The 11,864-nt window shown below is 67.2% G+C and carries 8 protein-coding genes and 1 tRNA gene; 4 read left to right on the top strand and 5 right to left on the bottom strand.

The features are described from left to right. Positions 1 to 30: 30 nt before the first annotated feature. Positions 31 to 2,370, bottom strand: coding sequence for a TonB-dependent receptor (locus tag PS060_RS02295; protein ID WP_273985169.1), 2,340 nt, complete (start codon positions 2,368 to 2,370; stop codon positions 31 to 33). Between the two features lie 121 nt (positions 2,371 to 2,491). Between PS060_RS02295 and PS060_RS02290 the strand changes: the two genes are divergently transcribed. Beyond that, positions 2,492 to 3,121, top strand: coding sequence for a TetR/AcrR family transcriptional regulator (locus tag PS060_RS02290; RefSeq protein WP_273985167.1), 630 nt, complete (start codon positions 2,492 to 2,494; stop codon positions 3,119 to 3,121). An 11-nt stretch (positions 3,122 to 3,132) separates the two neighbouring features. Next, positions 3,133 to 3,810 (top strand): Fe2+-dependent dioxygenase, encoded by a 678-nt coding sequence (locus tag PS060_RS02285; RefSeq protein ID WP_273985166.1) that lies wholly within the window; start codon positions 3,133 to 3,135, stop codon positions 3,808 to 3,810. On the opposite strand, the gene PS060_RS02280 is transcribed toward PS060_RS02285, so the two are convergent. The 4 genes from PS060_RS02280 to sppA all read right to left on the bottom strand — a co-directional run bounded on the left by PS060_RS02280 (position 3,784) and on the right by sppA (position 9,441). Beyond that, entirely contained in the window at positions 3,784 to 4,518 is a 735-nt protein-coding gene (locus PS060_RS02280) for a hypothetical protein (RefSeq protein WP_273985164.1), read from the bottom strand. The genes PS060_RS02285 and PS060_RS02280 overlap by 27 nt on opposite strands. Positions 4,519 to 4,570: 52 nt before the next feature. Beyond that, the gene (locus tag PS060_RS02275; protein WP_273985163.1) at positions 4,571 to 7,207 is read right to left on the bottom strand and encodes a M14 metallopeptidase family protein; all 2,637 of its coding nucleotides are present in this window, start codon (positions 7,205 to 7,207) and stop codon (positions 4,571 to 4,573) included. A gap of 155 nt (positions 7,208 to 7,362) precedes the next feature. Further along, positions 7,363 to 7,437, bottom strand: a tRNA-Val gene (locus PS060_RS02270). A gap of 102 nt (positions 7,438 to 7,539) precedes the next feature. Further along, positions 7,540 to 9,441 (bottom strand): signal peptide peptidase SppA, encoded by a 1,902-nt coding sequence (gene sppA, locus PS060_RS02265; protein ID WP_273985161.1) that lies wholly within the window; start codon positions 9,439 to 9,441, stop codon positions 7,540 to 7,542. A gap of 119 nt (positions 9,442 to 9,560) precedes the next feature. On the opposite strand from sppA, the gene PS060_RS02260 reads away from it, so the two are divergent. Beyond that, a complete protein-coding gene (locus PS060_RS02260; protein WP_273985160.1) occupies positions 9,561 to 10,580 on the top strand; it encodes an aspartate carbamoyltransferase catalytic subunit in 1,020 nt (339 codons plus the stop codon). Continuing rightward, positions 10,577 to 11,806 carry a dihydroorotase gene (locus PS060_RS02255; RefSeq protein WP_273985159.1) on the top strand — a complete coding sequence of 410 codons (1,230 nt, stop codon included), beginning with the start codon at positions 10,577 to 10,579 and terminating at the stop codon, positions 11,804 to 11,806. Before PS060_RS02260 ends, PS060_RS02255 begins: the two co-directional genes overlap by 4 nt. Positions 11,807 to 11,864: the final 58 nt, after the last annotated feature.

Genomic DNA, 11,864 nt, shown 5'->3' with positions numbered 1-11,864 from the left:
GAGGCCGCCGCCCCTCAGGGGAGGTGAGGATCAGAAGTTGATCTGCGCGGTCACGAACACGCGGCGCGGATCGCCGTAGAACCCGGTCAGCGTGCCTTCGCGGCCCAGCGTCGGAATGAACGGCGCACCGCCCACGCCGCCAGCGACGAAGTTGTAGCCCGCGACGATATATTCCTTGTTGAACAGGTTCTTGCCGTGCAGCCCGATCGAGAACAGCCCGCTGTCGGCGGTGTAGACGACGCTCGCATCGACCAGCACGAAGCCGTCCTGATCGAGGAAGGGGTTGGGCACTTCGAACTGGCTCGCATCCGACCGGAGCGAGGCGAGGCCGATGAAATCCATCATGCCCCCGCCCACCGGCAGGCCCATGTTGAAGCCCATGTGCGCGGTGATGTCCGGCGTGTTCTGGAACACGCGCTGGTCAGCGACGTCGCGGCCGAAATTGTCGATGAAGGTGTTGAACTTGGCATCGAGCACGCCGAGCGACCAGTTGACGCTGAAGCGGCTGCCTTCGCCCGCAAAGTCGCGGCCGACCAGCGCGTTGCCTTCGAACTCGATCCCGTTGACGTCAGCCGAGGCTGCGTTGCTGGTGATACCGATGAAGCTTTCGTTCACCCCGTCGCCGTTGGCATCAAAGCCGACCGAGCCGGGGATCTGGACGTTCTTGTACTGCCCGAGGAAGCCCGCGATCGAGATGTTCAACCGGTTGTCGAGCAGCGAGGCCTTGTAGCCCACTTCGTAGCTGTCGACCGTTTCGGGGTCGAAGGCCATGAAGTCGAACACCTCTTGCGGGGTGCAGGCACCGCCGCGCGGATTGCGGCAGGCGGTGGTCTGACCGCGCGGGTCGAACCCGCCGCCCTTGAAGCCTTGCGAATAGGTGAAATAGACGTTGTTGTTCGCGTCCGGCTGCCAGCTGATCGAGGCGCGCGGGTTGAAGTCCTTGAAGGTCGCGCTGCCGTTGAAGTTGCTGGTGACCGCCGCTGCCACGCCGGTGCCGCCGAACAGGTTGGAGAACCCGCCCAGGAAGGTCGTGCGCAGCACCCGGCTGTTGCGCTTGTCATTGGTGTAACGCCCGCCGACCGAGACGCTGATGGTGTCGGAAAGGTCGTAGGTGAAGTCGCCGAACACCGACCAGGTCTTGGTGTTGACGTCGCCCAGCGTCTGCGCGGTGAGGCCGTTCACGGTGGTGAACAGCGCCACGTCGAAGGCGGTGAAGGCATTGGCATCGAGGTAGTAGAAGCCCAGCACGCCCGACAGGCTGTCGCCTTCATAGAGCAGCTGGAGTTCCTGGCTGATCTGGTCGTTGTTGTAGATCGCGGGCACATCGAGGTCGACGGCGGGGAGGCTGTCGAAGTCGATCGGGGTGGTCGACTTGTCCTCGCGGTAGCCGGTGATCGACTTGATCGTCACGGTGTCGCTGAGTTCCAGCGCGATGTTGAGCGCGCCGCCCCAGGCCTCGACTTCCTGATCGACGATGTTGAGACCAGCGCGGGTGTCGAACACATCATCGAGCACCGGCGCGCCGCTGACGAGGCTACGGATGAAGCGGTGACCCTGACGCGCCTCGCTGTTGTCCTTCACATAATCGCCCGACAGGCGCACCATCAGCGGCCCGTTGTCGAATTCGATCGTGCCGCGCGCGGCCCAGACGTCCTTGTTGTAGTTCTCGGTGCCCAGCGTCAGGTTGTCGCCGAAGCCCCCGCGCGAAAGCCGCGCGCCGCTCGCGCCGATCTTCAGATTGTCGGTGACCGGGGTCGAGGCGGTGACGATCAGATCGGCCTGATCGTAGGAGCCATAGGTGCCGCGGATCTTGACCGCGGTTTCATCAGGCAGGGGGGCGGTGACATACTTGATCGCGCCGCCGATGGTGTTGCGCCCGTAGAGCGTGCCCTGCGGGCCGCGCAGCACTTCGATGCGCTCGACATCATAGACATCAAGCACGGCGGCCTGCGGGCGGTTGAGGTAGACGTCATCGACATAGAGCCCGACGCCTGCCTCGAAACCGGCGACCGGATCCTGCTGGCCGACGCCGCGGATGAAGGCGGTGAGGGTGGTGTTGGTGCCGCGGCTGACTTCGAGCGTGATGTTCGGCACCTGCTGGGCAACCGCGACAATATCCTGCACGCCCTGCTTGATCAGCTCATCGCCCGACAGGGCAGTGACCGACAGCGGCACATCGATCAGGCGTTCCTCGCGGCGGCGGGCGGTGACGTAGATCACGCCTTCTTCTTCAGCGGCGGCATCGGCGACGTCTTCGGCAGCTGCGGCAATATCGGCGGCGCTGTCCTGCGCCATGGCGGGCGCGGCAAAGGCGGCAAGTCCGGCGGTTCCGGCCATCAGCGCGGCGCGGACGTAAAGCATCTTGGTCATGGGGTGTTTCCTCTCCTGGCCCTCTTGTGTGGACACCAATATTGAAAGTTGAACCACCTTTCAAGTTTAGACTTGTGCGCCGGGCTTGCGCGGCCTACCGAAAGCGTGGAGGGAGTAGCTGATGGGCAACAGTCCGGGCACCGCGACCATAGTCGAAGACGCCAAGACGCCGCGTACCGAGCGCGGGCGCCGCACCTTGCGCAAGCTGCTCGATGCGGCGGCGGAGGAGTTTGGCGAGAAGGGCTTCCACGAAGCCTCGGTCAGCTCGATCACCCGCCGGGCCGGCATGGCGCTGGGCAGCTTCTACACCTATTTCGACAGCAAGGACGCACTGTTCCGCGCGCTGGTTGCCGACATGAGCGAAAAGGTGCGCACCAGCGCGCGATCGGCGCTGCATGACGGCATGGGCGCGCTGGAAATCGAACGCGCGGCGCTGGCGGCCTTCCTGCGCTTTGCCGCCGAACACAAGGAAATCTACCGCATCATCGACGAGGCGGAATTCGTCGATCCGGCGAGCTACCGCGAACACTACGAAACCATCGCCGCGCGCATCGCCGACCGTTTGCGCGCCGGGGCTGCGAGCGGCGAAATGCGCGGCGATCTGGGCGAGCTTGAGGCCTGGGCGCTGATGGGGATGAACGTGTTTGTCGGCCTGCGCTATGTCGTGTGGGGAGGCGGCGAAGAGCTTGGCCCCGATGCGGTTGCGGCCGGGGTCAATCGCCTGCTGGCCGAGGGCGTCCTCAGGCGCTAGACCGGCGCACCATGATCCTTGTCATCAACGCCATTCCCGATGCCGAACACCGCGCCGCGATCGCCGAGCGCATTGCCCTGCTTGAATGGCGCGACGGGCGCGAGACGGCGGGCGCCGTCGCGCGTGAGGTCAAGCGCAACGAACAGGCCGTGCTCGAAGGCCCGGCGGGCCGGGGCCTGCGCGAGGATCTGGCGCGGTTGATCGACGACCACGCAGTGATCAAGGCCGCCGCGCGCCCGCGTCGGTTTTCGCCGCTGATCATCAGCCGCACCGGGGTGGACGGGCGATACGGCGCCCATGTCGACAATGCGCTGATGGGCAACGGGCCGCAGCGGCTGCGCACCGATCTGTCCTTCACCTTGTTCCTCACGCCCCCGCACGAATATGACGGCGGCGAGCTGGTGATCCACACCGCAGGCATGACCCAGGAGGTCAAGGGCGAGGCGGGCTATCTGGTGCTCTATCCCTCGGGCAGCATCCATGAAGTCAAGCCGGTGACGCGCGGGCAACGCATCGTGTGTGTCGGCTGGATCGAGAGCCTGCTGGCCGATCAGGCGCAGCGCGAGATGCTGTTCGATCTCGAAAACCTGCGCCAGTCGCTGCGCCAGCAACTCCCCAGCCAGTCGGCCGAACTGCTGACGCTCGACAAGACCATCGCCAACCTATTGCGGATGTGGACGCACCCCTGACGGGCGGGGCGTGGCCGCCTTTTTCCCCTTGAGGGTGAAGTAGATAATCAGGCTCACCCCGATCACGCTCGGCCCGGCCCAGATGGCGGGATTGAAGACGTGTTCGGGCACCAGCCGGATCAGCCCGACCGAGAGGAAGGCGGTATAGGCTGAAATCCCCATCCCGATCAGCGCGCGGAAGTGTTCGCCCACATAGGTCTGGCGCGGCGGCTCACTGGACTGCCAGATAAAGCGCTGCTGGATCACCATCGAGACAATGCCGATAACCGCCACCAGCACCATCAGCGGATGGCCGACCTGCCAGCCGAAATAGCCGCACCACGCGCCGCTTGCGATCACCGCCGCGATCACCGCCTGATAGCGCAGGGAACGCAAGGCGTGCCGGTTCCGGCTGTGCTTCACCACGGCAAGGCCATAGTCGACAAAGCCGATGGTGAGCGTGCCAAGATAGAGCATCATCCACCCGAACAGCCCCTCATAAAGCGTCCGGTCGGTGATTTCGGGGTGGCGATGTTCCGGCCCGTAGAGCGACAAGAGCGCCATGCAGATCGCCAGCGCGCCTGCGCCGAGAAAGCCGTAACACGCCGCGCGGCCCCAGCGGCGGTGCGGCTGGGCGCCCTTTCTGGTGACGATCGGCCCCCAGAATGCCGTCAGCCCCACCACCCCGGTGGCGACATGGAGCACGACGAGCGCGTGGAACAGCGTCATGCCCGCAAGCATGACACAAAAAGTGTCAACTTCCTAGGTCACCCGGCGACGCTTACCGCACCCGCGAGGGCGCGATCAGCACGGCATTGGCGAGCATCAGGTCGAGCCCTTCGAGAAAGGCGCGGGTCGAGGGATCGTGGGCAAAGCCGATCACCAGTCCGCGCCCGGTCGGCTGGGCCATCATGTAGGGCTTATAGGCCATCTGCCGCCGGTTTTCTTCCCACACGTAACCGCTCGCGATCAGTCCCGCGGGCGCCGCGAAGCGCAGCACGTTGATCCCGGTCGCGCGGTCGAGCGGGGTGAAGATCTGCGTTCCCGTCGCCAGCACCACGGCGCCATCGTCGTAACCGGCGGAGAGGAAGTGGTCAGGCTCTCCGACCACGTTCAGCAGTGCGCCCGGCAAGGTGTCGGGCAGCGCCTGCTGATCTTTGATCGCCTCGCGATACTCGGCATCGTTGGTGATGGTGAGCGCTTCGGCAAGGCTCGCCTTGTCGTCCTTCTTGTCGGCAGGGTCGCGGCCCAGTGCGGCCTCGCGCTTCACCGCCAGCAGCGGATTGTCGCCGCCGCTGAAGGTCTCGAGGCTGTCGCCGATCGCCACCAGCACCCCGCCGCGCTGCACGAAGCTGCGCAGGGCGCGCTGCCCGCTGTCGCCCAGCACCGAGGACGGATCGCCCTCGGGCACCAGCACCACGTCATAGTCGCTGAGATCGGCGCGGCCGAGGCGGCTGGTGCGGATCGGCGTAACCGGCAGGCCGATCCGCTGTTCGAGCACATAGCGCAAGGAGCCTGCACTCAGCTGCGACACCCCGTCATCCCACGCCACCGCGACGCGCGGGAGCGTGAGGCGCACGAAATGCTCGCTGCCGAGGTTCGGCCCGTCATCGACCCAGCCGCTTTCGAGCGCGATGGTCTGCGCGCCCACATCGCGGGCGATCTCGGCGAGGCGGGCCATCTTCTCGGGGCTGTTCGACCCGGCAGGGAAGACCACCGTGCCGCGCGGGAATTCGCGCCCGGCGGTGGTGAAGGCACGGTCGGTGGCGCGGCCATCGATGCCTTCGCGCAGCGCGAGCGTGACGAGCCGGGCCTGCCCGCTGTCCGTCCACGGCACGGCGATGGCGAAGCTGCCCTGGCCTTCGGCGCGCGGGGTGATGGGCGCATCAAAACGCAGCGGATCGCCGCTCGCCGGTGCCGCGCACAGCGCCACATCGACGCCCGCCATTGGCCCGACCGACCAGGCGGTGACATCATAGAGCTCATGCGGCAGATCGACCGACCGGCGGCGTTCCTGTTCGGCGAGGAAATCGGGGGGCAGGGGCGTGTCGCGGTCGAGCAGGCTCTTGATCAGCCGCGCGGCAGGCTGGGCTTGGGGCACAGCGAGGTAGCCGGCGGGATAGGACTTGCCGCAAAGCGTGGCTGCGCCATCGCGGCGCAGCACGGTAATGCCCTGTTCGGCAAGGCGGCGACCGAGGCGCTCGGCGTTCCAGCGCCGCTTGCCAAGGTCGATCACATAGGTGCCCTTGCCTGCCGCGCCGCTGGCATTGCCCGCGCGGTAGGCGGCAAAATCGGCGAGGAACCTTTGCGGATTGTCGGCCACGGCTGCGGCTGTGGCGAGGCTGGCGGTGAAGTGATTCGCTACCCCGTCGGCATAGGTCAGCTCGGTTCCATCGCGCCGCGCCCATACCAGCCCGCGCGATGACCCCTGTTCGTAGGTGCTGCCGATCGCGCCCTGATGGGCGTTCCAGGTGTCGCCGTAGCCGGGGTAGAACAGGTCGAACACTTCGCGGGTGAAATAGGGCTCGCCGCGCGCATCGAAGGCTGCGGCGTTGTAGCGCCCGATCAGTTCATAGGCGCGGATCTGCGCGGGCGTGAGATTGGGGCTGAAGGGCTGGGCGGCGGGCGAGAAGAAATAGGTCTCGTCCCCGCCCATTTCGTGCAGGTCGACGACGACCACCGGGTTCCACTGCCGGATCGCGGCGACCTTGCCGCGGGTTTCGGGCTGCGAGAGCGTGAACCAGTCGCGGTTGAGATCGAACAGGTAGTGGTTGACGCGCCCGCTCGGCCAGGGCTCGTCATGCTCGGCGGCCTGCCGGTCGGCATCGGGGACGATCCCGGTCGAGGCGAGGAAATTGTTGAGGAATCGCGCCCGCCCGTCGGGGTTCTGCATCGGGTCGATCACGACAATGGTGTTGGCCATGATCTTGGCCGCGCGGGCATCGTCCTTGGCGGCGAGCAGGTGGTAGGCGGTCATCAGCGCGGCATCGGTCGAGGAGATCTCGTTGCCGTGGACGCCATAGGTCAGCCAGGTGACAGGCAGCGCGCTGCCATTGCCCGTGCGCCCGGCGGCGATGCTGGCCATGTCGGCCTTGATCGCGTCGATCCGGGCCATGTTGGCCGGGGCCGTCAGGACGAGGTAATAGAGCGGGCGTCCCTCCCAGCTTACCGCATATTGCACCAGCCGCGCGCGATCAGGCGCGGCCTCGGCGAGCGCCTTGAGATAGGCATAGGTCTGATCGGGCGAGGTAATCCGCGCGCCCGGCGCATGGCCGACCGTGGCGGTCAACGTCGGGATGGCGGCATCGACCGGCCCTTCGATAAAGGACTGCGCCTGCGCGGGCACAGCCGTCGCCGTCGCTGCTGCCGCCAGGGCTGCCCAGACAATGAGGCTCCGGCCCCCGAACACTTTGCGCATGAAAACCTCTCTCGCCTGCAGGACGCAGCAAATGGCGCAAAGCCATGCCGCGACAGGGCCGGGGCGGTCAAGCGGGGAGGGGTGAATGACGCAAGCGGTTCTGCCAACCACCCATCGTCGAAGAGCCATTTCCGCCGGAATAGAAAGGGGGGAAATGGTGGGCGCGACAGGGATTGAACCTGTGACCCCACCCGTGTGAAGGGTGTGCTCTACCGCTGAGCTACGCGCCCGTCCGAAGGGCCGTGTGGCCCGGACAGGGGCGCGCCTTTAAAGCGGCCTTGCGCGCTTGGCAAGCGGTTGCGGGTGCCGCGTGTGCGATTTCGCAGGCGGGGTCAGGATTGGCTCAGCCAGTTGAGGAAGGTCAGCAGCGCATCGGGTGACTTGGCGCGTGGGGCGGGCGCGGCGGCGGGGCGGGCGGGGCAATCGGCGCAATAGGCCTGCACCCCGCGCGTGCCCAGCAGCCGCTCGGCATCGCGCGCCAGTTGTGCGGCAACCACGTCGCGGCGGCCTGCGACCATCGCGAAGATGTCCCCGCTGTGCGCTGCGGGCATGACAGACGCGCTGCTGCCGCCGGTCACCAGCTGGCGGATCAGCGAATCGTAATTCGGCGCTTCCTCGCCGAGGAAGACCGGGTGCCAGCCGCCGTCCTTCAACCCGGCCTTGGCCGCTGCCCAGGCGAGCGCCGCGTCGAGATCGCCGAACTCGTCCACCAGCCCCAGCTGGCGCGCCGTGCCGCCGTCCCACACGCGCCCCTGCGCAATGCCGTCGACCTTTTCGGTCGGCATCCCCCGCGCCTTGCCCACCAGGCCGATGAATTCGGCATAGGTGCCCTCGATCGAGGTCTGGAGCAGCGAATCGATCGCCGGTGTAAAGCCGCCGATGATGTCGGGCTGGCCCGACAGCTCGGTGGTGCGATAGCCGTCGGCCTTCACGCCATATTGCGCCGCCGCCTTCTCGAAGGTCGGCACCACCGCGAACACCCCGATCGAGCCGGTGATCGTGGCCGGTTCGGCGAAGATGCGGTCGCTGGAGGTCGCCACCCAATAGCCGCCGCTGGCCGCGACATTGGCGAAGGAGACGGCGACCGGGATCTTGCGGTCGCGGAAGCGCTGGATCGCGCGGCGGATTTCCTCGGCAGCGTTGGCCGATCCGCCGGGCGAATCGACCCGCACCACCAGCGCGGCGAGATCATCGTCCAGGGCCTCGTCGAGCAGATCGGCGATGCGGGTGCCCCCGGCGATACCGGGGCCGGCCTCGCCATCGACGATTTCGCCGGCGATGGTGACGACGCCGATCTTGCGGCCTGCCGTGTCGGGGCCGACATCGGCGAGGAAGGCGTCAAGATCGCTCGCGGCAAAATTGCCGGGCTTGTCGCTCCAGGGATCCTCGCCTGCCATTTCGGCCACCCTTGCGCCGAACTGCGCGCGGTCGCCGAGCTTGTCGACCATCCCGGCAGCGAGCGCCGCCTTGGCCAGATCGCCGCCCGAACTCTTGATCCAGGCGACAGGATCGCCCGTCACCTTGGCCAGTTGCAGCTTGGGCCGGGCCTTGGTGAGGTTGGCCTTGTACTCCTCCCACAGCGAACCGTAGAGCGCCCCTGCCGCGGTGCGTGCCTCGTCCGACATCCCGCTGCGGACATAGGGCTCGACCGCCGACTTGAAGGTGCCCACCCGGTACACCCGCGCATTGACGTTCAGCCGCGCGAGAAGATCGCCGTAATAGAGGTTGGTGCCCCCCGGCCCGGCGATCACCGCCAACCCGCGCGGATCGAGCCAGACTTCGCTCGCATGGGCGGCGATCGCCATGTGATCGTCGGCATAGCCCAGCGCATAGGTCAGCACCGGCTTCTTCGCCTTGCGCACCCGGTCCATCGCCTCGCCGATGGCGGTAAGGTGCACCTGCCCACCGCCGATGAAGGTCGAAAGGTCGATCACCACCACCTTGATCCGGTCATCGCGGGCCGCGGCATCGAGCGCCCGGGTGATGTCGCGCGCACGATATTCGCTGACGGGGGCCGTGCCCGAGAGGAATGTCTCGATCGGATCGAGCACCGACTTTTCCTCGACCACCACGCCAGCCAGGTCGATCAGCAGCGCGCCTTCGCGCACTTCGCCGGGGTTGGGGCGGGCCGAGAGCACCGCGAACAGCGCGATGAAGAACAGCAGCATGGCCAGCAGAACCAGACCGTCCTTGATCCCCACCAGGATCTTCCAGACCTTGCCGACGAAACCCATGCAGCATTTCCCTTGCGATTGCGGCCCTTGCTCTAGGGTCTTTGGCCGCGCAGTTCTATCGGAAAGCTTTACGCCATGGGTTGAGTGGCGGATGAGGCTGCCTTAAGGGCATCGCTTTAATGAGTGCCACCGATCTTTCCGCCCCCGCGGGCCGCTTTCCGGCCGGACGGCTGGCGTTCCCGCACCGCGATCTCACCGGTATCGGCAAGCTGGCGCGGCACGAGATCCTCTATGTGCTCGATCAGGCGCAGCAGTGGGTCGCGCTCAACCGGCAGAGCGCCAAGCACACCGATCTCTTGGCGGGCCTGACCATCATCAACGCCTTCTTCGAGAATTCGACCCGCACGCTGCTGTCCTTCGAGATCGCGGGCAAGCGGCTGGGGGCGGATGTGGTCAACATGCACGCGGCCACCAGCAGCGTGAAGAAGGGCGAGACGCTGATCGACACCGCGATCACGCTCAACGCAATGCGCGCCGATGCGATCGTGATCCGGCATGGATCGTCAGGGGCGACCGGGCTGATTGCCGACAAGGTCGATTGCCCCGTCCTCAACGCGGGCGACGGGCAGCACGAACACCCCACCCAAGCCCTGCTCGATGCGCTGACCCTGCGCCATGCGCTCGCCGAGCGGGGCGAGGGGGCCGAGGACTTCACCGGGCTCAATGTCGTGATCTGCGGCGATATCCTCCATAGCCGGGTGGCGCGCTCCAATATCCTGTGCCTCACCGCGATGGGCGCCAAGGTGCGCGTCTGCGCTCCGCCTGCGCTGATGCCGGCGGGGGTCGAGGCGATGGGGGTTGAGGTGTTCCACAATTTCGACGCTGCGCTGGAGGGCGCGGAAGTGGTGATGATGCTGCGCCTGCAATCGGAACGGATGAGCGGGCAGTTCATCCCCTCCCCGCGCGAATATCGCCACCTCTATGGCCTGACGACCAAGCGCCTTGCGCTCGCGCGGCCCGATGCGCTGGTGATGCACCCCGGCCCGATGAACCGCGGGGTCGAGATCGACAGCGAGGTCGCCGACATGGCGGGCCGCTCGCTGATCACCCGACAGGTCGAGATGGGCGTGGCGATCCGCATGGCGTGCCTCGATATCCTCACCCGCGAGGCGCGGGGCGTGGAGGGGTGGGCGGCATGAAACAGGCAGCACCGCTCACCATCACGGGCGCCGAGGTGGTGATGCCCGATGGCATGGCCCGGGGCGCCTTGCGCTGCGCCGAGGGGGTGATCCTTGCCGTGGGTGCTGGTGTGACGCCGCAGGAAGGCGACACCATCGTCGATGCGAAGGGCAAGCTGCTCGCCCCCGGCCTCGTCGATTTCGGGGTCTTCGCGGTCGACAAGCCCGCGTTCCATTTCGGCGGGATCACCCGCGCCGCATTGATGCCGGATCAATCGCCCCCGCTCGATCTGCCGAGCCGGGTCGGCTTCATCGCCAAGAGCGGCAAGCCCGATCTGTGGGTTCACCCGCTTGCTGCTGCCACGCGCGGGCTGGAGGGGCGGGAGCTGGCCGAACTGGCGCTGATGCAGGATGCCGGGGCCAAGGCGGTCGCCACCGGGCGGCGCTGGATCGCCGATAGCGGCGTGATGCTGCGGCTGCTGCAATATGCCGCGATGCTGGGGCTGGTGGTCGTCACCCATGCCGAGGATGGCGGCCTGGTTGGCGAGGCTGCCGCGACGGCGGGTGAGATCGCCACCCGGCTTGGCCTTCCCTCGGCACCCGCCGAGGCCGAGGCGCTCGCGATTGCGCGCGACATCGCGCTCGCCGAGCTGGCGGGCGCGCGGCTGCATATCCGGCAGGTGACGACCGCGCGGGGCTTTGCGCTGGTGCGCGAAGCGAAGGCGCGGGGGCTGGCGGTGACCTGCGGGATCACCCCTGCGCATTTCCTCCTGTCCGACCTGGCGACCGTCGACTTCCGCACCTTCGCGCGCCTGTCGCCGCCGCTGCGGTGCGAGGCTGACCGGCAGGCGGCGCTTGCCGCCATCGCCGACGGCACGGTGGACGTGATCGCCAGCGGCCACGATCCGCGCGGGCCAGAAGACAAGCGCCTGCCCTTTGCCGATGCGCTCCCCGGCATGGCGGGGGCCGAGACGCTGCTCGCCACCACATTGGGGCTGGTGCGCGACGGGGTGATCGACACGCACCGCGTCTTCGAACTGTTGGCGACCAATCCCGCAAAGCTCCTCGGGGTGCCCGCAGGGGTGCTGGCCGAAGGGTTGGAGGCCGACCTTGCCCTCATCGACCCGGACGCCCCGTGGATCATCGACCGCCGCAAGATGGAAGCGACCGCGGACAACACCCCCTTCGATCGGCAGGGCACCCAGGGCCGGGTGCTGGGGCTGTGGAAGGGCGGGGTCAGGCTCTAGCGGGGCGATCCTACACCTGTGCCGCAAGCGCGTGGCGGAGCGCACCGCCATAACCGGC

Origin of the sequence: Erythrobacter sp. BLCC-B19 (assembly GCF_028621955.1) — a bacterium.
In the GTDB taxonomy this organism is placed as follows: Bacteria; Pseudomonadota; Alphaproteobacteria; order Sphingomonadales; family Sphingomonadaceae; genus Erythrobacter.
This window is presented reverse-complemented; position numbering and strand designations above follow the sequence as displayed.

Bases quoted from the DNA above. Each gene is read 5' to 3' on its own strand.
- sppA (WP_273985161.1), bottom strand. From the start codon at position 9,441: ATGGGTTTCGTCGGCAAGGTCTGGAAGATCCTGGTGGGGATCAAGGAC.
- PS060_RS02290 (WP_273985167.1), top strand. From the start codon at position 2,492: ATGGGCAACAGTCCGGGCACCGCGACCATAGTCGAAGACGCCAAGACG.
- PS060_RS02285 (WP_273985166.1), top strand. From the start codon at position 3,133: ATGATCCTTGTCATCAACGCCATTCCCGATGCCGAACACCGCGCCGCG.
- PS060_RS02255 (WP_273985159.1), top strand. From the start codon at position 10,577: ATGAAACAGGCAGCACCGCTCACCATCACGGGCGCCGAGGTGGTGATG.
- PS060_RS02295 (WP_273985169.1), bottom strand. From the start codon at position 2,370: ATGACCAAGATGCTTTACGTCCGCGCCGCGCTGATGGCCGGAACCGCC.
- PS060_RS02275 (WP_273985163.1), bottom strand. From the start codon at position 7,207: ATGCGCAAAGTGTTCGGGGGCCGGAGCCTCATTGTCTGGGCAGCCCTG.
- PS060_RS02280 (WP_273985164.1), bottom strand. From the start codon at position 4,518: ATGACGCTGTTCCACGCGCTCGTCGTGCTCCATGTCGCCACCGGGGTG.
- PS060_RS02260 (WP_273985160.1), top strand. From the start codon at position 9,561: ATGAGTGCCACCGATCTTTCCGCCCCCGCGGGCCGCTTTCCGGCCGGA.